Genomic DNA, 23,009 nt, shown 5'->3' with positions numbered 1-23,009 from the left:
CGGACACTATCCAATCTACGGGAATGTTGCTGACACAGAAAAGGCCAGTACCGTGGCCTTTTCTGTGTGTATTTATCTTGACTCTAGTGGATAAGAGCGGTAACTCCACATCCCGTAAGTTCTCAAAGCGTCTCGGTAGATACCAAGTAGCTCACTGTCGCTCACCTTGGCCAATTCCTTTATCGGCTTATCTGGATAACCAACAGTATCAAACGTGATGCCTTGTGGGCCTGTTTGCCAGCTTGCGACTTCAAACAACGTTTGCCCACGTCGAACATGGCTCGCAGAGCTGATAATAGTGGCGTGTTTAATACCGTGGCGAGCCAGTGCGTAACTGCTGTACAAAGCATTGCCAACTGTGCTGGTTGCGTAGTTTTCTTCAATGATACGATCGCTACGCACACCTTTTGCAATCAACCAGTCAGCCATGAGTTTACCTTCCGTTTTATGATTTTTTGGCACACCTCCCGTCAGCACGATCAAAGCATCAGGGTTAGCTTTAGCCATGGCTAACGTCGTTTCTAAGCGCTCAACTAATATATTATGCATCGATCCATCTGGATTGAGCGCATACCCCAAAGTGACAATCGCACCTTTATCATCCAACAGCCCTTTGTCCGCCACCTCTTTCAGTGGTGTTGCCAACACGCGATCAACGGTTTCAAAAATACGAGCCAAGTCTGCTGCTTTACCTACATTCAAAGATTTCAACTTATCCATATGCTTGTTTGACTCGACATCATTACCTTTAAAGCGTTGCCAAACCGCAAGGTACGCGTGCAAATCAACATCGTCTGGTGCGACCGACAGTGCTTGCTCGAAAAGCACTATCGCTCTATCAACATTCTTGTTGTAGATTTGCGCATTTGCCGCTGAAATAAGCAAATCTGTACGATAAGGCTCGAGTTCATAAGCTTCCAGAAGACGGTTAGTCACTATTTCCATATTGCTTGGCATTTTTGCAGTAAAGCCAGCATGAGAGATACGTGACGGCGATTTAAATGCAGTGACCGCATCAGCCAACAATTGATCCACCACCTGGCGTTTCGTTATGAACTGAGCGTAGTTAGTGGCAGCTTGAACAGTCGTATCGTTAGCGGCAAGAGAATAAGGGGCTGTCGTTAGCACGCCACCAAGAGCAAGGGCAATGATGTACTTTTTCATGTAGAGGTCCTGATGTTGTTGTATTCGACCTGTGTCGATTGATTTTTTCGCAGTGTAAATTTACTCTCTGGAAAAACCGTGAACCAAGACTCATTTCATGCGCATAACATTGATAGAGCTTTTAAAAAGCGAATTAAAATCACAAATCAACATAAAAAAGCCATTCTAAATACTAATAATTTCAAGCCATCAAATAACCTACCTAAACTACTCAAAGAGTGTTGATGCAGTAATTCAATCCTCTCTGATTGCCCCAAGGAAAGACGGCCGTTACACGATTCTTGCCCGACGGGATGCAATGAGCATGTCGCTCAGCTGAATATAAGACAAAAGTGTGATACTGAAAGGGTAAACTGCATGCAGAACAAACACCGATTCGTACCTAATGCTGATATTCGTAATCTGCCTATAGAGCGCCAAAATAACCAGGGCTGCAACCCATGCATATAGGACCAGAATTTCTACTAGCTGCCATCCGCCAGAAAATCAAAAATGAGGGGCTGTGTTATGGCGAATTGTCTGACAAAACCGGCGTGCCCCTCTCAACCATAAAGCGACATTTGCACAATCCTGCTCTGGGTTTGGATAAGATCCTGATGTACACCAACCACCTTAATAGTGATTTGATGGAACTGACGCAATTGGCGGTTCAACTCCAACGAGACAACGAGCAGTTTCTCTCTGATGAACAAAATGCCCTCTTTGTTGAACACCCTTACCTTCTCGACTTTATCTACCTCATCACCTCACGCAATCAAACACCGCAGCAAATTGCCGAGCAGTATCAACTCTCAGATACCAGCCTGAGATTCTATCTAAGCATTGCTGAAATCCTTGGATATATGGAAGCAAATGGCGACAAGATCGTGTATCGCTCTGGTCGCCGTTTTATCATGGAAGAAGGCACTGCGCTCGATACCTTATTTAAGCGACGCTTCGAAACGATCTCGATGGAAGACTCCACAATTTCTCAGGTTTGTCAGGCACGAGTGCGTTTGACGCAAGAACAAAGTCTCAAACTGGAACAGGAGCTGGACCGCAAAGTCAGTGAGATGCACGCGGCAAATTGCGCCAACGAAGAAGGCGAGTTCACCAATGTCCTATTTCGAATGACACCTGGTCAACAGATCTATTTCTCTGACGGATTGCCAGAAATAAATGGAGAGCTGCTTAAACAAGTGTCTAAAAAATTCCGTAGCCGCTAGGATCAGAAAACATGAACAATTACTATCATCCACTTTCTATGACTCTGGATTCATTATTGGATTTATTTTTGCTCATCATCGTTTCGTAAGACCATCAGTCGATTGTTTATTCCAACCGAAAGATCGCTTTTCTTGTAACAGTCCCCTTATAAAATGGGGAGTTACTTGTCTTAAAAAACATACCCTACACTGGTAATATTGATCTAACAAATAACTCAGAAAAACCAATATTATCGACGGCTATATTGGTTTGGAATCTTCAAATTATGAAATCTCTCGCTATTTTAATCGCCACTTTTTCCCTAACAGGCTGTATCACCACACCACAATTTGAACAAGACATTACAGGTCAATGGCAATGTTCAGCAGACGCAACTTTCGAACTCGCTAACCTCAGGTACAGTGATCGTGTCCATTACTATAACAATGGGTTCTATGAAAAGGACTCTGTGGTGAAAGTCACCAATTTGAATACTGACATCACTTATGACATTAATGTAACCAGCAGCGGAAAGTGGATAAAGCGTAACACTTCATTGCTCGAGGTGATTAATAATCTAGAGACCACTTTTTCAGACAATACACCCGAAGAGTTTCAGGAAGTTTTCACTAATACACTTTCCCCGACAGTGACACAAAAGTGGAAATTGAGCGCAGTGAATGAAAATAACATTTCAATGACGACGGAATCGGGAGACCAACTTTTTTGTCAGAAAGGTTGACGGAAAAGAGTAAATAAACTGAGTATTTACTCTTTTCACCTGAGGCGAGGAGACTCATTACTGAACAATAAAGGTTTGAGTCGCTTCGTCCGCACTCACATTTCCACTATTCACTCCGGTTACCTGAACGACATAGTCTCCAGTCCACCAACTTGTCGCGTTAATATTTCCAGTAGACCAAGTTCCGTCCGATTCTACTGTCACCACTTCATCATGCTTTGTACTACTTAAAAAACTCCGATTCACTTTAACTCTTAGCGTGCCATTGTTTTCCATCCCTTTAGACTGCCCAGTAATGTAAAATTCGCTCACTTCACCGGAATCGATAACATTCTCACCGTTTACTGAGTCGATTTCGATCAATGGCTTAACAAAAAATGCTTCTTCATACACTTGCCCTGCGCTATTGCCTGAAGAATTTTCAAAGTTGTTTAAGACCAAAGCTTCGGTCGCTCTACCCGCAGTCAAAGCAATCTCGCGATTTGTTTGTCCTGTCCATTGTTCCGACAGTTCACTGTCCAAGGTCACTTTAGTAAAGGTCATAGGTACACCAGCAAAGCTTCCCGACAGCCCTTTTACAGGATTATCGAAGTTAACGGTGACACTCACTGCATTGTTATGCTCAGGCTCAGATGGCGAGAGAGATTCCACTCCCGTTACGCTAGCAACAATATACACGCTATCTTCTCTAACAGGATCCGCAGCACCACCTTGTTGGTTCGTACCCGTCACTTCAACACTTACTAACCCTAATGGCCAATCAGACATATTGTGACCGTGTGGTTCTGTTGTCCAACTTCCTGCCTCAGAAATGGGCACTGTCTGCTGCCAATGAAAAGCCGTATTTTCTTGTGAGGTTACTGTAACAGTGATCATTTCCGTATCCCCTGAGAAGCCAACACCAGTGCCATGAATCACAACATGCTCCGCTTCTTGAGAATTAATTTCATTGTTACCTTCTACTGGCTCAAGATACAGTACTGGTTTCACTCCGGTTGCAGTCTCTTTGAAGTCGACAGCAGTATTCCCTGACAGATCCTCGTAGCCTGCGTTCACTCTCGCTACAATCGTGTCTTCATTTGACGACAGGGTGATAGGTGTCTCTGTACTGCCCACCCATTGCTTGGCGGGGGTGTGACCAGAAAAAGCCACAGCCACGCCACCTACATTCGCTGTCACACCTGTCACGAGCTCAGTAAAGTTCACTGTAATTGTCACACTCTGGCCGTCCTCAGGGGCCTCTGGGTCAAAGGCAATCTCCCCCATTATCCCTGGTGGCGTCACATCCGCATAGTCAATAGTAGAGGGTGCAGTCTCCGCTACCTGACCATTCTGGTTATGCCCTGTTACCGTCAGGTTAATATCACCACTTGGCCAGTTGCGGATATTTTGCTCTGAAGTACTCCATCCACCATTTTCTGAAACGTCAACGGTTTCACTAAAATGATATGTGCTTGGGTCTGAATCGAGACTTGCCACAACCGATACTTGATCGCCAGCTTTAAACCCTCGTGCAAATCCAGAAATCACTACCTGACTTGATTCCTCTTCGTCAATCGGCCCACCTCGCGGTGTCATCTCAATCACTGGTTTCACAGGTACTTCACTGGAACTCGATGTACCGTGATTGCCTTGCACATCCTGATACTGCGTTACAGTCACGGTTTTGAACATCTCATTGGCGTTCACAATGACCACATCTGACGTGACACCTTCCCAAATAGTGCTCTCATTACCTTGAGAGGTAAAATTCACATCGACACCGTCCACATTTGCGACGACATTCTTCACGCGCTCGCTAAATGTCAGGTTAACGGACACGACACGGTTGTCTTCGATAGGCACACCTGAGTTAACAGTAATACGGCTCACGTCTGGCGCGATATCATCCTCTAGAGCCACGTCCTGAGACACTAAAGTCGCCGCGTGCCCACCGCTATTTGAACCATTGACCGTGATCGTTAAGGTTCCGCTTTCCCATGATGAGATATCCTCAGGCGCAGTTTTCCATGCTCCCCCGCTCACTGTCACAGTCCCACTGAATGTCTCACCGAGAGGGCTATTATTGGAAACCGACACGCTCAATTGAGCACCATTTTCAAATCCTCGTGCCGTTCCTGAAACCACAAAGGCCCTCGCCTCGCTCGTCGATAAATCCAGAATTTCCGGCATTAGAATAATGGGCTTTACGTCAAGCGTCTTCTCATAGCGAGCACCTAAATTCGGTGTACTCGCCGTATCTTGGTAATTTGAAACGACTAGCTTTGATGTAGAGACATTACTTGGAAGGATAAGTGCAGGACTCGTCCCGACCCAGATTTTAGACACACCTTCATCAGGCTGGTTAAAGGTAATGGCTTGTCCATTTAGGACAACCTCTGGTTGTCTCACCCGCTCGCTAAAAGCCAGTGTCACGGTCGCGATTTCGCCATCAACCAGCATTTCTTCTGAAGCAGTGGTTAGTAACCTTGTCGCAGAGCCAGACATTGATATTTGAGATTGGAGAACTTGAGGAGCAATACTATCCACGTAGCTTGAATCCTTTTCTTGAGCCACGTACTGAGATTCTTCGCTATTTCTACCAATGACCTCAATAGTAAAACTCGACTCTTCCCAAGTTGACATATCTTGATTAGAAGTAGCCCAAGTACCATCTTGATTTACTGTGATCCCTGTCAATTCAAACTTATCAATGTTGGGACGCTTTTCTGAAACCACGTTTACAGACAACTGACTGTCCCTTAAAAAGCCTTTCGTTGAACCACTAAAACTAATGTTTTTAACGTCATCTACTGTGCTGTCAACGACATTATCATCCGTCACGTTATCGATAGTGATCGTCGGTGTAATAATGATATCTTCAGAAAATGCCTCGCCAGCATTATTGAGCTCATCATGGTAACGACTCACCACTAAAGGTTTCGAATTCTCATCAGGATTGAGTGAAACCACATCCGACGTCGTCCCCGTCCAAGATAGCTTGTATTCTTGAGACTCACCAAAATCGATATCTATATCACTAAATGTTGCGGCGACCGATGTGACTGGTTTGTCGAATTGCAAGGTCACCGTGACACTGTCTGCCTCAGTTGGGTGCTCAGGCGTTAAGGTAGTAAGGCTGCCAATAGGTGGTTCGTTATCCACATAATAAGTCGACGCAACATAAGGGCCTTGACCATTTCCTATACCATCTTCCACCTTAGCGATGATTTCAAAGTGTTCAGCGTCTACGAACTCTGGATCTAGGGAGTCAATCGTGAAGGCATAGACTTTTTTATAATCTGTTGATTTATCACGATTAAGAACAAACTCTATCTCCGCCAACGTCTTTTTTTTTGAGCCATCCACCCAATAGGCAGACAGTACCGTTTTCTCCTCATTAACCGTTGCGATATCTTCAATAGTGACTTCTGATTGGACACTGCCAGCAATGTTGTAATCAGTATCATTGCCGACTTGTGTGAATGATCCATGGGCCTGTTCATGATTCGGGACGACACTAACCGTGGGAGCCTGCTGGTCAATACTGCCACCTTGATCACTAAAGATATTCCCACCACCAAAGGTAGGGTTTGCGGTTGCGAAATGGTCCGCTTGATCAAGGGCTTCTTTAGATTCCACACCATGTAGGTCATGTGCCACATCATAGTAGCCTTGAGCGAGTTCTTCACGGTATGAATCGGAAGAGAGAGAATAATGACCAATAGTAATTTGACCACTTTCGCCGATACCATTTGCCAAACCATCATGTTCTAAGTCTTGATAGAAGGCTGACGCGTACTCCACGGTACTCGAATTCGCTGCAGAGTTGTCTTCTGCCATTTGAGTTAAGCTTTCGAGTAAGAAACGGTAGATAAATGGGTCGGTTAAAGGGTCAGGGACAGAGCTTTCCAGCATCTTGTTAGTCGCGTACTTAGTTGAAATAGGATCGAAGCCAAGCATTGAGTGGTCTTGTGTTGCGAGTGCGTCCTTCACTTCAGCTAAGATTCTCTCCGCATTTTCTAACGTTTTCTCACCAGACGTTAGGTTGTCCCACTGACTATCGAACAAACCTGTGTGATAGCTAGAGAATTCTGTAATGTAAAGCGTTGTCTTATCTGCCCCAGAAAAATAGGCGCCTATATTTTCCGTCGGTAGAATATTAACATCAGTTTGTGTATCTAAACTCCACTGGAAGTAATGTGTAGGGTCATCACTTCCAAGTGAAACCTTAAAGAAATGATAATTTTTTGATTCGTAAGCTATGGTGCAACTGGCTTCATCATTGGCCCCATTGACAGCCTTAGTACGGCAGGTGCCCAAGGTATTAAAGTCACCCCTACTTTCATTTAGGCCTAGAAGTCTCACAGGTGCATCAATGAAGGGCGAAACAATGGTTACTTCTGGTTTATCAAACGTGGTTTTGAAATATACTTCGTGAGAAATACTTTCATTACCGGAAGGATCGATCGCTGAGAGAACCAATTTTTGTGAATCAGAAGAAGTGGCATTAACAAATGAAGTATCTAGCACTTCCTTCACGAAAGGAATGTAGTATTTCATTTCAATCACTTTTTCATCGGTTCCAAAATTCAACTCTTCGAAGGGTATACCTTTGTTTTCTTCACTGACGGCATCACTTGCAATTTGCGTCGTCTGGCCATATTGCAAGTAAGAGCCGCTGTCACTTTTCTTACGGTAATACGTCACTTTGAACGTTAAATCGTCTGCTGAAGAGCTATAGGATCCACCTTCGGATGAATCCATTATCGTTGCAGTCACATAGGGCACAGAATGATCGAGTAACGTTTGTTCGCTGAATTGAGTAAAATCAAGCCCAGAAACGGTGGCGTCTAAACCATCCGCTGCAAATTTGTAGTCTATTTTGAGATACTTAGTCGCGGTATCTACCGATGACTCCGTGTATGTCGTATCTGTATACTTGTCAACAAGGTTATCTCCGTTTTGGTTTTCGTAGTTGAACTCCTCGTTTGGAAAACTCAATGTAAGTATTGGTGGGACACTATCTTTGTATAGAGTGAATACTGACTTACCTTGATTACCATGGATATCTTCTGCTGTAATTGTGAAATTTGCACTGTCACCAAACGACCGAGTATCGTAAGCATTTGTCGTGAATTTACACCAGACATTATCCCCACTATTTATCGGCTCACACGTATTTGGAATCGCCTCACCACCAGAGAGAGAGACAAAGGCAGATTTTTGTTTAAGGGAATCAGGGTGCTCTTTAACTATCCCTGTTAGAATATATGTTGTCGCTGAAGCATTAATTGTTTCTGAAGAAGTCACCTCAATGACTGGCGCAACATTATCCCACTCGAATGGGACTTCAACGCCGACATCGTTTTGGTTTTCAAGCACATCAGCAGTCTTTACTAGGAGGTGGGCTTCTGTAACACGACTTTCAACACCCAGAGAATCTAATACTTCCGTATTGACGTAAACTTTGAGTCGAGTTTCCCTTGGCCCCTCTACAAAGTCACTCTTATCGGTCCAACACAGCTCAGCCTCCCTTGAGTATGAAGCATCACAAGACGCCTCCAGCCACTCGCCACTCTCTAAGTGATACTTTAATTGGGATTTTGCAGACTGGACACCTACCTTATCTTTCAGTACAACTTCAATCGACTCTGTGCCCGTAAGAACACTATCTCCCTCCCTTTTTGCTGTCGGAGCATCTTTGTCAATGTCAATCCATTCTCGTGATGGAATCGCGCCTTCATCACTATCATTAGTGCCCAATGAGTTAAGGTTTTCAGCCAGCTTCATATAATCGGAAACGGGTGTCTTGGAGATATTCAGAGCTGGGTTACTAACTACAATCAAAACATGCTCAGCCATACTGTTAGTGTAAAAATCCGAACTTAGTTCATGTGCACCAAAGTTTAGTTTCTGAGGAAAGGCTCCTTGATCGTCAAGTTCATAACCATTGAGCATCCCATCAGCAGCAATGTCTCTATATCCTAAATCTGCCAAATTCATCGATGTATATACACTGGATCCGGTGCCATCTTCATTAATATAATCGAATGAGTATGACGAGTAGGCCGTTAACAACGCTCCATATTTGTGGCCATCTGTCGCCGTGGTGTTATGGCCACCTGTTGTAATATCTATTGGTTTGACCGAGTTTACGTTAAACCCATACATGTTATTAATTGTCTCGAGTGCCTCATCGATCGCGGTAGCAGCCTTTTTCCCCCTACTTATATTGAATTCAGCAAGACCAGAAACTAAATATGTTAAAGGTGTTATCATAACCGCTTGATTACTGCCCTCCACATAGTTAATAACGCTAGTCATCTTTATCGACTTATTTTCACTGACGCGAATGACTTTATTTGTTAATGGATCTAAGTAGCCTCCACCTTCCGCAACAATGTAAAGAGGCATGGACGAAGCATCAACTTCAATTGAATAGGCTCCGGTTGAGTTGGTTGTCGATGTACCAAGCTTGCGTCCTACTTTTCCGCTTTGATATTCATATACGGTCACCAAAGCCTGCGAAACAGGTGCATCAAAAACAATTCCAGAAATCGTTGCATGCTCTCGAGATCTTGGTGATGAATCACCACCACCCCCACCACCGCAAGAGCTCAGCAATAAAATAGTGAAGATCGTCAGAAAAAGCTTAATGATGTATTTATATCTCAAAATGATGCCGATGTGATGTTACCCAAAAGTAGCTAAAGTATATTTTCAGCTTGAATAATCACAACGTGGCAAAATGACTAGATATAATAGAATTAAGATCGACGAATTATATTAAAATAGCAAAAAAAAGATTTATATGTCAGTAAATTTAACTATTAGCATAGTAGAAATGATGGCTATTAAAAATTTATAAAAAAAGATAACTATGATTTTTTTCAAAAAATAGATAGAGATAACAACAAAGCATAAAAAAATAATATAACACAAACAAAATCAATCACAAAACAAATTAATAAATATTGGTTTTTATATTAAAATAGTGAATAACATTCCGTTGGATAATATATAATAAGAAAACAAAATTAATTTGCATGCTATACATGAAACACATGAAAGCACAGTCTATTTTGATAAATACACTCTGCTAAAACTTAATTTCACCACTATTTCTGGTCTTTTCCAGCTCCACACTTTTGATTACAAATATAGAGTTCTTATAGCGGCGAAGTTGACGCTCATGACCGCTCTGCAAGTCATTAATAGAAAGAGCGCATATCGTTTAGAATATGCGCCCTTGAATAGAGGTAGGTTGTCAGTAATTACTCAGTCGGTGCAATGGTGACTGGCTTAAAGGTTGCAACTGCGTTGCCGCCTGCCCCTGGACGGTCAACATAGGTAGTGTTTTGCATCAAGGTGTAATACGTATCGACGTAGTCATCGTCGTTGGTCAGTAAGCCATCTGGAATCACATCAATGATTTTACCAGTAATTTGGGCAATGATAGCATAGCCTTGTACTTCCGGATCGGGAATCATTTTCAGAATATCTTCAGCCGCTTTAACCAATAGCTTGGCAAGCTCTTTATAGTCAGTACCATCATCTTGCTCCATCAGAATCATGTCGACAGCGCCCCAACGGTAACGTGGCCAAAGTATCATAGTTTGCCCTGGGTAGTAATCTTGACCATCGTAGTCAAGGTAAGGCATTTCGACTAAATCAATTTCCGGTTCAACTCGACTTGGATCAACACCTGTAATAATGGCGTAAATCTCAGCTTTTCCTGATATCCAGGGTTCTTGATCATCATTCAAGCGAATTTTAGTTAGCTGAGTGGTATTTAGAGGCTCAACGTTAGCAGCCGCAACCGAACGGCTCATTTTACTCATCTTGGCTACAGGTTTTGGTGCAGATTCATTGGTTGTTAGCTCAGTATCCTGACCTAAGCGTTTCATTTCTGCCTGCATGGCCATCAAACCAGCTCGCAGTTCTTCTGCACCATTGCTGTCAACGACTAAGACCGGTACGTCTGGCATGTCATAAACGTCCAGTTGATGTACCTGACCATAAACATCATACGCTTCAATGTACTGCCAGTTAGAGTCGTCACCTGAGGGTTCAAAAGCAAACAGCGGGCTTTCACCCTCTTTCCAGTTTTTAACCATTGAAGCGTCTGCGATACGTAGCTCCATGATTGAATCGCTGTACTCACTGATGCCTTTCATTGCTCGGTAACTACGGTCGGCTTTTTGCATTTTCTGACTAAACGCTGAATATGGCTGAGCAGACTGAAGTGTGTCCAGAGGTGCGGATAGGTGTTCTTCGCTAATCTGTGACTTGATAGAGGATTCAAGATCAGCATAGCGGGCACTGATCTGTAATGCGATAGATTGTTTCTGTTGTGCAATCGCCTCAGCCTTGGATTGAGCATCTGTTGTGTCTACAACATTCTGCGCATTCGACTGGAAGCCAACCACTGCCGTTGCAAGCATAATGCTAATAGATAGGTTTGGTCTCATAAAAATGATCCTTATTTTAATTTTTATCCTGATGTAGAGCTTTAGCCCTACACATAAAAACCTATCATCAATATCAATAAGTGGAAGTAAAACGATTGCTTTTTGTTTGATTTTTCAGCTCAAGATCACTTTTTGACCAAATTGTATGATATTTAATCTTATATGCATTGGAATATCCAAATTAATAATCCAGTCATTAGTTAATTTATAATATTATTAGCTAAAAGAGCACCTTAGGTGCTCTTTTAAGTTCTAATAGGTGGCGTAAAGTTCGACTTCTCCACCTTGCTGTTCAGCACTCAACGTAAAGTGGACGTAGCCAGCCTCCTCTACCTCAAACTGGACAAACTCATTGCTATCACTCTGCTGCCCAGACACATCAAAGCTCTCTCTTGTTGCCCAAGAATGTTGACCGACAAACACATCTACGTTACTTGGAGTTTCGTCTGCTGCAGTTATCCAAAGCCGAACTGTTGCAGGTCTCTCAACATACATACCCACATAACGTGTTTGCTTTACCTTTAACTGCATTGGTTCGTTCGCTGACATCAGTTTTGGCGTCAGGTCATCTTGCTCAATGTTCGGGGAGCGAGTGACTGTTTTACTTGTTACCCTTACGGATTCAAATGATTCGCGGGCTGTTAAGCTGAAATAGTAGCGCCCCGGTGCAACGTAGCCATTTTCTTGGGGTTGAATCTTGATTGCCTCGTTACTTCCGCGTTGAAAGTCGGAAAGCTGATACTCATAGTAATGCGCAACACTTTGGTAGCTGGCATACAAGTCAGCATCACCATCACCTTCAATCGAAACAGAGAATTCTGTCACTTCAGAGGGGATATCGATGTAAAACAGATGCTCTTCGTAGGCGTTAGCGCTATAGTCTTGGGCGTGGTTTGCGCCAAAACTCACTATTTTTGCTGAGTCTTGTGGCGATGGGTCCGACTCTCCGTCACCGTTGTGCGAACCAGAATCAGTAGATGAGACTGTTTCTAACCACAGTGCAAACTCGGTATTGAACTCAACACCCAAGCGCTTCGCTTGTTCACTCCAAGCCGCGTAGTCTCCTTTTCTTGCAAATTCTAGTAAACGAGCCATGTGCTGAGGGTGTTCTTCCAACATAAATCTAACCCCTAGATAACCCCAGCGGTAGATGCGGTTAGTGTCGTCTTCGTAGGTAGTTTCAATCACTTCACTCAAAGACATCGGCTGATGTTCAATCAAATCCACCGCCGCTTGGTAATCTTGACGGTAATGCATATACTCTGCGAACCCTTCCAGCCACCAGACCATATGACCACTGCTTAAGGTATCACTAAAATCACCATAGAGATTGAAACGACCATCTAAATAGTGAATGTACTCGTGCTCAAGATTTAAGATGGCCAGTTCATCACCGGCATCGTAACGGTAGGCTAAAAAGCGCGCCACATTTTCCGGTTTGGATGGATCGCCCTCTAGATACTGACCACCATTGTCCGTGCTATTACCGAACAGGAAATGAGAGTAAGCGACATAAGCATCGTTGTCCTTCCAGACCACCACTTCGACATCATCATTGTGATCGTCATTGACTGGAGCCCAACCAGAGTTCACGACCTGATGAAAATCTGCTTCAACCGCTGACAGAACTTCACACGCCTTTTCAGACTGTTGCTCTGATAAGTTTTGCGAACGAATAATCGCGGCCCCCTGACATTGATAGCGGTACGGAAGAACGCTAAGCTCAAGCTTCGACTTACTTTGTTCAAGCTTTAACTTTTTGCCTTCTTCTGGCGCATAAAACAAGATCATCTCCGCAGCAGCGATCCATAATCGTTCACCTTCAGTGCCAATTGCATTACGTGCTAAAATCCGTTTCATAAACGCCATCACCTGGCTACGTAGCTTCTCATCTCTACTCGCCAATAGCCGACCAGATTCACGTACAGCGTTGTAGATAAGAAATTCTGCGTCGGTACCCAGTGCCCAGCGATTCTGATCAACAAACGTTTCTAGCCTCACAAGATACTCTTGGTGAGCAGCAACATCCGCATAAAAATAGTCGCGCGCTACGTGACCATTCATCGCTCTGAACAGGTTGTTCAATCCATCCACATACTGTAGTTGTTGGCTATTTTGACGATTGAAGCTTTCAAGTAAGTCAAGCATGGCTGGCATTGCGCTAGGTAATTGTTTCACGCTGTCGACCATGATGCTCATCGCAGACATTGCACGTACCTGTTCGCGTCCAGTCGCTTGAGCATATTGGCTGCTTAAGAACTGAGCTGAGATTTGGGCAAGCTCACGACTCAACTGTTCAGAATAGTACCCATAGTTTGATTGAGTTGAGTAACGCGCAAAGTACGCCGCTTTGATCAACTCACCAAGGTTGGCAATTCGCTTTGCCTGCTGCTCATCCCCATCATACTGTGTGACTTCGTCTAGCAAGACACGCTGTACTTGCTTTATTGAAGTCTCGCTGTAAATCCCCAATGCTGCGTCTTCAGGTGCATTGAACCAGGAAGAATAACAAGACGAATCGGCGACTTTGACTTGTTCCACCCAATCAGAGGAGCGCGAAAGTAACTCGTACTCACACTCAGGGGCGGCAAGGGCATTGAAACTGAGTCCTGCCAATAGCAGAGCGCTAGCAATTTTCTGGGGAATAAACAAACGTTGATTGTGCTTCATACGCAACACCTTACTTATGGTAATTATTTGGGGCTGCGTTATATCAACTATTTATCAATCGTATAAGACCAATTTATGAACAATTTAGAGACTGGTTCCGATAATGCCTTAGATTAAATTGTCGCAAACGATTAAATAAAACACTTATTTAACAACTATTTATATGTAAAAAAGTGTGTACGAAACTCGCTAATCTGCTGCTCAACGTACTGCTGCCACTCATGATCAGACATTGCCGACCCCGCTGTTGAACGTTGTTGGTCAAGTGATTGTTTGAGATCAGACAACTGGCTTTGATAGCTTTTAACTTGTACCTCCTGACTGGCAACTTGTTGCTCTCGTTGAGCAATGGATGCCGACTGTTCCGCATTCAGGTACTTGGCAGACAGTTGTGCTTTTGCTTGATCCTTTTGCAGCTGCGTAAACGTGCTTGGTATCAGACTTACTCCTTTTTCATAACGTGCTGCGCCGCTATCTAAAGACAGCGACTCTACATTGTGTTGCCATTGTTCTAGTAATGCTTCGTAGCTTTCAACGTAACTCACAGCGCTATCAGTCGCTAAACTCTGGGACGCCAAACTAAAGTCATAGAGCGCATATTCTTCCGCAAACATAACGTTTGCCAGCTCGCCCCAGATCAACAATGCCTGCCGCTTTATTTCTGCAATTCGATCAGATAACGAGTGGTATTGATTGAGCTCCAACTCTCCCATCACATTTTGCCACTGTGCTTTCAATTGAGGATAACGAGCAAGGAGATGATACCTAGCATCCGATAGCTCAGCTTTGAGCTCATTCAGTACCTGTTCACAATCATTACGCCATTGGCACTCTTGCCAAAAAGATTCCAACGCCTCAACCAACGATTTCCCTGTGTTTTTCGCAACAGAGCTTGACAGTATCTCTCGACTGGGTTGAATAGGACTTTCGGTGTGTCCTCTATCTTCTACAACCGTTCGATAGCGATTCTCGTTAGAAGCGATAGATTGAGCAGAACCTTCTCTTTCAATCACCGTCCCGGCACTGGCAATCTCATCCTCTGGCCAGAGAAAGATGCCTGCAACAATGGCAAGCATCATCAGTATATAACGATAGACCACTACTTAATCACCGCAGAAACAGGGAAATGATCCGATAAGTTGTAGTGCTTCCACAGACGCTCATCTGTGCTACGCGGTACATCAACACGGTTATCGTTGAATGATTTCACCGAATACTCATCACTCACCATAACGTAATCAAGATATTCAACATTCTCACCACCTGACATCGCTTTGCCGGCAAAACCATTAATGCGTGGGTCGAAAGTCGACTCGGTATACCCTGAGTATTGCGGTTCAATGGCACTGAGATTTGCAATCATCTGTTGATAATCACCCGGAAATTTACGCTTGTTCACATTGAAATCACCGCTATAAACCACTGTTTCACTTGTCGGAATATTGAGCGAAGTGGCAAGTTCACGGATCTGTTTGAACTGACGCTGACGATAATCACGCGCGGTGTCTGTATCGAACGACGCTGTATGCGTTGCAAACACGTGATAAGCCTTACCACCTTTAATCACTTCTGCGTAGTTGACACCTTTGTCTGCGAAGCAATCTGTGCCGGTACAATCAGGGAATACATACTGGGCTTGATTGACGATTGGGTAACGGCTGACGATAGTCACACCACCGTCGTAAATGTTGATACCATCTTTATCTAACATCTTGGTTTGGTAAGGATACTCTTTTGCCAATTCGCGTAGAAACTCCTCTCGACCGCTAGCAAACACCTCTTGCAAAGCCAAAACGTCGTAACCTTTGACGTATTCAGGGATCAGTGCGTAGCGGTCACCAATATGTGAAGCAATAACAGGCAACGCCCAAATATTGTAAGTCATTAACTTCAGGGTGTTTTCATCCGGCTCAACAGCTTCATCGACTTTGGCAGGTGTGATGGTGTAGTAAAGGTCATCATAACGAGCGGTATTCGCGGACTTGAACGCCAACTCCGCTTGCCGATCACCAAATGCGGCCGTATTAAAGCGGTGTACATTACGGTCATCTTTTAGAGCCAGTTCAACATCAGATGAAGAGACTCCATATTCAATGGTTGAGTTATACCAATGCCCTTCCATCACTTGGTTTAGCACAACACTTTCGCCCACGGGGTTGGCAACCACCGTATTGAATTGGTATGTTTTGCCCGATTTGACCCCTTCCCAACGATTAAAACTGAGCACTTGCTTAGTCTCCCATGGCCCAAGCGTTTCTATGTGTTGCTTCCATTCTTCGCCGTATTCAAGTAAATCGGTGCCATCATGGCTCACCTGAATAGTCAGAGACTGGTCTGAGTTATTGGTTAAATATACATCTGTGTCCGCTAAAACGGGAAGCGCCATCAGAGACGCTAACAAGAGATTCCACTGCTTAAGATTCATGTTTTGTTCCTTAGTTTTTGTTTGAAGGCTAGAACTTAAAGCAAACAAGTTGCATATTTGTTATAAATATATGAAAAGATAAAAATCACGTAAGTTGATGAAAATATGTGATGAAAAGTTTATTTTTTGATCAAATATTGTTTAAAATTTAACATTTGGCTACGTCTTACTAGACTCTATTTAGATCAATAAACTTATCAGTAGAGATGAGATAGCCTCGGCACATTCTCCAGATGTTTTTGACGATGAGTGACGCTAAAATCCAACGAAAAATTTCCCAATTCTCCCCTATAGAGGAGGCGTTAGGTTATTTCGAGATTGGTGACGAGCCAGCTTTTATAAGCCAGTATCGAACGCCTCTAGTGAAGCGGTTTAACGGCTACTTATTGATGGTAAAACCTAAAGATTGGTTTGCAGCGCAGCGTAGCCGTCTGGATCCTTATTCCCGCTCCGCATGTCGAGGGGGCACCACTTGTCAGCGACGTTAATCCCTCAGTGAAGCTAACAACAAAAGCTCAGCGAATGCTGAGCTTTGTTCGAAGTCACGACCTACTGACGGCAACCTGATGTATTGAAATCAACCACCAGTGCTGCATTGCTGAACTCTCCAGAAACTTTCAAGTACCCCCAGTAATTTGCCTGACCATTAAGAGTGATACATTCCGAGTTTCCTGAATTATCAGACCATCCATGAAGGTTGGAGCCTTCATCATTTGGCCAGCCAAAGTTACTGTACTCAAGTTTGAGATCACCCGTACCATGCGCCGATGTAATCGACATCGACTGATATTCATTAACCCCTTCGATACTCAGCCATATTGGTGACTGAGACGCCAAACATATGGGCTTTCCGGCAGTCAATCGGCCACCACTGACTTTCGGGCGAACTGCACAATCGGTAGGCAAAGAATCGTTGTCACCTTGGCTGCGAATATTGATCAATGCGCTGGTATTGGCCGTCAGACCATCATTATCTGTGACCGTTAAGCGGACCGAATAACTCCCCTCACTACTGTATTGGTGCGTCGGATTGGCCTCTGAACTGGTCGCGCCGTCACCGAATTCCCAGAAGTAACTCGAGATTTGACCGTTGGAGTCTGAGCTATCTTTACTGCTGAATGAAATGGATTCACCTACTTGTCCCTCACTGTTGACCGATATTATCGCTGTTGGTGGCTGTAGTTCCGAACCACCATTCACCAACTCTTGCTGCCATTGTTCAAACTCACTTTGGTAAGCTGTAGACCAGCCATTGATGACGGTTTTATATTGCGACCAGTTGCCTTTACGCGTTTCCACCAACATCTGATTTACATCATCCATATGGCGCTCAAACATGAAGCGGACTGCCAGATACCCCCAACGATAGATTCTGTCGACATCAAAACCGTCATACGTTGTCTCAAAAATCTCATTCAACGTATAAGTTGAGCCGTCTTTGATCGTATCTATGGCTTTCTGATTGTTGTCTTCGTTGGCGATATACTCCGCTATACCTTCACTCCACCACACAACCTTTTCAGTTGGATGACCAAAATCGCCATACATATCAAATCGACCGTCCAAATAGTGGACGTACTCGTGTTCTAGGTTCCAAACAAAATGATCAGGATTAGCATAGGAGGCTTCATAAGCAATAAAGTTAGGCACGTTGCCTTGCTTGGAAGGATCACCTTCGAGGTACATACCGCCGTTGTTGGTATCAATACCAAAAATCGGTCCGGCGTATTTGCCGTAGTCATTGCTGCTGTCGAAGATGTTCACTTGCAACTGAGTATTGTAGTCATCAGCTACTGGTTGGTTACCCGTTTCTAAACGCTGATGGAAGTAACCTTCCTCATAACCCATTTTTTCACAGGCTGATTGGTGTTGAACCTCTGTCATATTCTGGGACAATATACGAACCGATGGGCCACAGGTGTAGCTTTGTGACAGCACTAACGACTTCAATTCTGTTTTGAAGTTACATATGCCCAGTTCTGTACAACCTGAGTAGTATGAAGCAGTATCCGCCGTTCCCAGCCACACCGAATCACCAAAGCCATACATTTCATACTGATCAAAGATCTGCTTCACCTTAGCTTTGACATTGGCTTCAATAATCGTATTTTGATAACGCGTTAATCGACCAAGTTCACGGCCTGCATTTGCCGTCATAAACTCATCATCACGTCCAATTGAGTTTCGGTTTAACGCAAAACTCGATAACGCAATCACTAGATCAGTCTGCTCGCCGATTTTCGCCTTATACTCATCATTCCAGCTGCCACCAAACAACACGGTGAAGATGCTGTTTACTGCATTACGCATGTACCAGCTCTGCGCGTAGTCTGCATTCCAACGGTTGAGCCATTGCGTGACAACATCGATGTAATGATGTTCTAGGCTGGCGCTGTCCATCGTAATGATCACTTCCGCTAACACTTTACCGTGAGCATCACTGTTGTCGTAAAAATGACTGTTAGCAACAAACGCATCTACCGCCGCTTTCACTGCAGGACGTACCAATGTGTTGAAGCTGATCTTGTCGTTGTAAAATTCCGCGTAATACCCTGCACGTAGATAGAGGAACAATGCTTCAAGTTCATCGTTTCCTCCACCCTGATAGCTCTTAGCTAAAGTAGTGGTATGTTTGGCCACGTTGAACATGTTGCCAGATTCAAACGTTATCTCCTGAATACGGCTTTCAGCAGAGAACAGCTCATTAACACAGCTAGCACCTTGAGTCGTGATGGTGTTAATCAGGCTAGTGCTATTTGATGTCGCGAACGCTTCGACGTCACATGCTACGTCGGCTTCATCCGCCGCAATCATGTTAAACGCTTTGATTGTAGGTTGAGGCTTTTTCGGGGTGAGTTTCGTTGGGGAGTATTCAAGGTGTTGATCTTCTACACCATGGTGATGTTCATGATTGTATTCTGCATCGAGTTCGACAACTTGTGGTACGGGGGCACTGATGGCGTAGGCATTCGCACTAAGTAAAACACTAGCCACTGCCACTGTTATTTGTTTAAGTTCCATCTTTTTTTCTTCTGTCTGTCGTTAAGTAGGAGCACCTCACGGCGAAGTGCCATATGCAATCGGTCACCCGATCACTACTCACTCTAAACAGAGAAAAACGCCTGTAGTAAGAAAAATATAAACAACGGATTATTGGGTCTCAGTTTCTGATCTTACTAGTTTCAGAAATCCGATCTCAATGATATTTTCTGGTAGAGGTTCAATTTTATGCTACGCAGGTGACAACGTTTGTAAGTAGTAGAAGCCTCTGCGAATCTATACAAAAAAGCCACCGATTACGGGTGGCTTTCTTATTACTCGTCGTCTGCTTTCGGGGCAACTTTCTTTTTAGGAATAAAGATAGAATCACCTACTGCGACATTCTGATAAAAACCTTTATCACGCTGAGCAGGCTTCTTCGCTGTTTTCTTCACTTGTGGTTTAGTGTTCTTGACGACTTTCTTCTTACCACGGTAATCCGGCTTACGTGGTTTGATTCCTTTGAATTTACCTTTTAAACCTTCCAGTTCCGAGAACGTAAGGTCTTGCTGGAGATAAGCTTCAACACGCTTAAAGCTATCCCAGTCTTTCGGGCCCACCAAAGACACTGCGTCGCCTTTATTACCAGCACGGCCAGTTCGACCAACACGGTGAACGTACTCTTCGGTGTGCTTAGGCATATCAAAATTGACAACATGTGTGACGTTGGCAATATCCAAACCACGAGAAGCGACATCGGTTGTGACCAGAATTTTGAACACTGCACGCTCAAACTGGCTCATGATGGTGTTACGCTGGGTCTGGTTCAGGTTACCACTCAGAGCAATGGCTTTCAGCTTCTTCTCGTTAAGTTTGTCCGTTAGGCGCTCCGTGTCTACGCGAGTCGCAGTAAAGATTATCAATTGCTTATATTCAGCTTCTTCCAGAATGCGATCCAGAATCGCTTCTTTGTGATCAAGATGGTCACACAAATAGAACTTCTGCGTGATGTCTTTATGCTCTTCATTAGAAACACCAATCGCGATACGTTTTGGAGCATCTAGCATTTCAAAAGCGATCTCATTCACTTCGGCGTGATCAAGGGTTGCCGAGAACATCAGAGTTTGACGACGGCGGTGCTTAGCAGCGTTATGAATACGACGTAGCTCAGGTGCAAAGCCCAGATCAAGCATACGGTCCGCTTCATCAAGTATAAGCGTCTCTAGTCCGTCTAGGTAAAGCGAGCGGTGATCAAGGTGGTCCGCCAAACGACCCGGTGTAGCAACAATAAATTTCGGGTAGCGACGTAACGCTTTCACCTGATCATTAAAGTTTTCACCACCTACAATCAAAGTCGCGTCATAAGACAAGCCACCCAACATAGAACGCAACTCACCGTATACTTGCTTCGCCAGTTCACGGGTCGGAGCCAAAATAACACCACGAGGATCTTTCGCTGAAAATGCTTTGTTCTTTAAAGACTTATGTAGCATAGGTAAGACAAACGCCAATGTTTTACCCGAACCCGTTTTTGAAGAAGCCAACAGATCTTTACCAGCAATCGACACAGGAATGGCTTGTTGCTGTATATCTGTCGCCTTCTTGAAATCGAAATGCTTCAAGTTTTTCAGTAAGCGATTATCTAGGCCTAAATCTTTAAAGTGCAAAGTATTCTCCAAGTTCAAATATACGTCTCAGCCTCGATCTCGGTGGCGGCTTAAACGCGAAAATTTTAAAAAACGCGCCATGATACCGTGAAAGGTTAGCACTGGATAGAGATCACAGAAAATTATCTTTTTCACCTCGTTTACATCACCCATTGTAGTTAGAACATTAACATTTATACCTCTCACCAGTGAGACATATATCAACTAATTTGATCATTGCTTAAATCCTTGGGTTTTTTTGACTTTTTTCTGCTTTTTGAAGGGTGAAATTGAGTCTACACTTTACACACCGTCACTATATGAGCAGAAATGTATAGGACGTCTTTTTGATACTTACAATGCAAGGAGTTCATCTATGAACAAAATGTTGATCGCAGCTGCGGCGTCTTCTGTACTTCTTCTCGCTGGTTGTGCTTCTGGTCCAAACGAAGCATCTTCAGCAAAACTTGACGAGCTGAGCAATCAAGTTAGCCAACTAAGCCAAGATGTACAAGCTCTTCAATCTGACGTACGTAAATCAGGTGATGCAGCAATGTCTGCTCAAGAAGAAGCAGCGCGCGCTAACGAGCGTATCGACAACATTGCTCAGTCTTATACTAAGTAAGATCAAGTAATGAATTTAGCCTCTTTAAATCAATGATTTAGAAAACGGCTAGGCGATAATTGGCGATGAAGTGGCGACATAAGTTGATGTCGCCGCTTTTGTTTTATAGCCATTACAAATCTAGATCATGTGACTGAACAGACACATGTGTGAGAAGAATAAATTCTTCCCCTTTTTCAGACCCTTTCTCTTTTTGTTTAACAAGGATCAATTCACGTATGAGTAACTCGGAGAGACCACTTCCACTGGTACCCCATTCTGTGTAAGAATCGCCGCTCTCGCTTTAGCATCGGACAAATCAAACTCTTCCAGCCACCATTGCAGCTCCTTAGGGATATTCAAATCCTTCTTGCTACCATCACTTCGCGTTAGAGGTTCGTGGGCTTCCAGAAATACACTCCGATCGGGTTCTAATGCAATTTTAACGGGTTCATTGATCACTCGGACTTTTTCACCCAATTTCACCTTGTGGAACAACCAATCAATATCTTTGGGATCCATACGTATACAACCGGAGCTGACGCGCAATCCAATGCCAAAGTCTTTGTTAGTACCATGGATAAGGTAATCACCAATACCATAAGCCAGTCTCAGCGCATATTCCCCAAGCGGGTTTTCCGGCCCCGCTGGAACCACCGATGGAAGTTCAATGCCTTTTTCAAGGTATTCTTTGCGAATCGATGCGGGAGGTGTCCAAGTCGGATTGGGCCGTTTTTGACTTATGCTAGTCACCATCTCAGGGGTATCGCGCCCAACTCTACCAATACCAACCGGAAAAATATCCACTAGGTTCTTGTCTGGCTGGAAATAGTACAGACGCAGCTCTGCGAGATTGATGACTATCCCTTCTCGTGGCACTTGAGGAAGAATGATTTGCGTCGGAATCGTCAGGACAAAATCCTCTGCAGGTAGGAAAGGATCTACACCTTTATTGGCCGCCATCAAGGTAAGAAAGCCGACATCGTACTGCTTTGCGATATCGGCAAGGCTTTCACCGCTTTCCACTTGATGGTATTGCGTACGCCCGACCATGCTGCTTCCCTCTGGAGGTAGTGGGTAAGTTGCAGCATATAGGGATGTACTAAAGCAGCAACAGAGGGAAAATATTTTTCGCAGCATT

13 protein-coding genes are annotated in these 23,009 nt (G+C 44.0%); 4 read left to right on the top strand and 9 right to left on the bottom strand.

The features are described from left to right. Positions 1–72 precede the first annotated feature (72 nt). Complete coding sequence (locus tag OH455_RS06195) at positions 73–1,164, bottom strand: YdcF family protein (RefSeq protein ID WP_269980741.1); 1,092 nt, start codon at positions 1,162–1,164, stop codon at positions 73–75. Between the two features lie 440 nt (positions 1,165–1,604). Here OH455_RS06195 and OH455_RS06190 point away from each other — a divergent pair, with 440 nt between their 5' ends. Together OH455_RS06190 and OH455_RS06185 are read left to right on the top strand one after the other, a co-directional pair. Beyond that, entirely contained in the window at positions 1,605–2,369 is a 765-nt protein-coding gene (locus tag OH455_RS06190) for a hypothetical protein (RefSeq protein WP_045975898.1), read from the top strand. A 266-nt stretch (positions 2,370–2,635) separates the two neighbouring features. Then, complete coding sequence (locus OH455_RS06185) at positions 2,636–3,091, top strand: hypothetical protein (RefSeq protein ID WP_269980740.1); 456 nt, start codon at positions 2,636–2,638, stop codon at positions 3,089–3,091. Positions 3,092–3,148: 57 nt separating this feature from the next. Here the strand turns inward: OH455_RS06185 and OH455_RS06180 are convergent, their stop codons facing one another. From OH455_RS06180 to OH455_RS06160, 5 genes are all read right to left on the bottom strand, one after another. After that, complete coding sequence (locus OH455_RS06180; RefSeq protein ID WP_269980739.1) at positions 3,149–9,748, bottom strand: tandem large repeat; 6,600 nt, start codon at positions 9,746–9,748, stop codon at positions 3,149–3,151. A gap of 599 nt (positions 9,749–10,347) precedes the next feature. Beyond that, the gene (locus OH455_RS06175) at positions 10,348–11,544 is read right to left on the bottom strand and encodes a DUF3103 domain-containing protein (protein ID WP_269980738.1); all 1,197 of its coding nucleotides are present in this window, start codon (positions 11,542–11,544) and stop codon (positions 10,348–10,350) included. 252 nt (positions 11,545–11,796) lie between these two features. After that, positions 11,797–14,214, bottom strand: coding sequence for a M9 family metallopeptidase (locus tag OH455_RS06170; RefSeq protein WP_269980737.1), 2,418 nt, complete (start codon positions 14,212–14,214; stop codon positions 11,797–11,799). Positions 14,215–14,369: 155 nt separating this feature from the next. After that, positions 14,370–15,314: a chromosome segregation ATPase gene (locus OH455_RS06165; protein ID WP_269980736.1), complete on the bottom strand. Its 945-nt coding sequence runs from the start codon at positions 15,312–15,314 to the stop codon at positions 14,370–14,372. Further along, complete coding sequence (locus OH455_RS06160; protein ID WP_269980735.1) at positions 15,314–16,639, bottom strand: sphingomyelin phosphodiesterase; 1,326 nt, start codon at positions 16,637–16,639, stop codon at positions 15,314–15,316. The genes OH455_RS06165 and OH455_RS06160 overlap by 1 nt, the downstream gene beginning before the upstream one ends. A gap of 245 nt (positions 16,640–16,884) precedes the next feature. On the opposite strand from OH455_RS06160, the gene OH455_RS06155 reads away from it, so the two are divergent. Beyond that, positions 16,885–17,127, top strand: a complete 243-nt coding sequence (locus OH455_RS06155; RefSeq protein WP_269980734.1) for a nitrogen fixation protein NifW — start codon at positions 16,885–16,887, stop codon at positions 17,125–17,127. Between the two features lie 61 nt (positions 17,128–17,188). Here OH455_RS06155 and OH455_RS06150 read toward each other — a convergent pair whose 3' ends face one another. After that, positions 17,189–19,660 carry a collagenase gene (locus OH455_RS06150; protein WP_269980733.1) on the bottom strand — a complete coding sequence of 824 codons (2,472 nt, stop codon included), beginning with the start codon at positions 19,658–19,660 and terminating at the stop codon, positions 17,189–17,191. Between the two features lie 293 nt (positions 19,661–19,953). Continuing rightward, a complete protein-coding gene (locus OH455_RS06145) occupies positions 19,954–21,297 on the bottom strand; it encodes a DEAD/DEAH box helicase (protein ID WP_269980876.1) in 1,344 nt (447 codons plus the stop codon). 343 nt (positions 21,298–21,640) lie between these two features. On the opposite strand from OH455_RS06145, the gene OH455_RS06140 reads away from it, so the two are divergent. Continuing rightward, the gene (locus tag OH455_RS06140) at positions 21,641–21,889 is read left to right on the top strand and encodes an Lpp/OprI family alanine-zipper lipoprotein (protein WP_206374888.1); all 249 of its coding nucleotides are present in this window, start codon (positions 21,641–21,643) and stop codon (positions 21,887–21,889) included. A 207-nt stretch (positions 21,890–22,096) separates the two neighbouring features. On the opposite strand, the gene OH455_RS06135 is transcribed toward OH455_RS06140, so the two are convergent. Further along, positions 22,097–23,008: a L,D-transpeptidase family protein gene (locus tag OH455_RS06135; protein ID WP_269980732.1), complete on the bottom strand. Its 912-nt coding sequence runs from the start codon at positions 23,006–23,008 to the stop codon at positions 22,097–22,099. Position 23,009 lies beyond the last annotated feature (1 nt).

Source organism: Vibrio sp. T11.5 (genome assembly GCF_027587155.1).
GTDB lineage: Bacteria > Pseudomonadota > Gammaproteobacteria > Enterobacterales > Vibrionaceae > Vibrio > Vibrio neptunius.
The sequence above is the reverse complement of the archived record's forward strand: the minus strand, read 5'-3'. Positions and strand labels throughout refer to the sequence as shown.

Excerpts from the sequence above, each read along its gene's own strand:
- OH455_RS06160 (WP_269980735.1), bottom strand. The coding sequence starts at position 16,639 with ATGAATCTTAAGCAGTGGAATCTCTTGTTAGCGTCTCTGATGGCGCTT.
- OH455_RS06175 (WP_269980738.1), bottom strand. The coding sequence starts at position 11,544 with ATGAGACCAAACCTATCTATTAGCATTATGCTTGCAACGGCAGTGGTT.
- OH455_RS06155 (WP_269980734.1), top strand. The coding sequence starts at position 16,885 with ATGAGTGACGCTAAAATCCAACGAAAAATTTCCCAATTCTCCCCTATA.
- OH455_RS06135 (WP_269980732.1), bottom strand. The coding sequence starts at position 23,008 with ATGCTGCGAAAAATATTTTCCCTCTGTTGCTGCTTTAGTACATCCCTA.
- OH455_RS06170 (WP_269980737.1), bottom strand. The coding sequence starts at position 14,214 with ATGAAGCACAATCAACGTTTGTTTATTCCCCAGAAAATTGCTAGCGCT.
- OH455_RS06140 (WP_206374888.1), top strand. The coding sequence starts at position 21,641 with ATGAACAAAATGTTGATCGCAGCTGCGGCGTCTTCTGTACTTCTTCTC.
- OH455_RS06195 (WP_269980741.1), bottom strand. The coding sequence starts at position 1,164 with ATGAAAAAGTACATCATTGCCCTTGCTCTTGGTGGCGTGCTAACGACA.
- OH455_RS06150 (WP_269980733.1), bottom strand. The coding sequence starts at position 19,660 with ATGGAACTTAAACAAATAACAGTGGCAGTGGCTAGTGTTTTACTTAGT.
- OH455_RS06190 (WP_045975898.1), top strand. The coding sequence starts at position 1,605 with ATGCATATAGGACCAGAATTTCTACTAGCTGCCATCCGCCAGAAAATC.
- OH455_RS06185 (WP_269980740.1), top strand. The coding sequence starts at position 2,636 with ATGAAATCTCTCGCTATTTTAATCGCCACTTTTTCCCTAACAGGCTGT.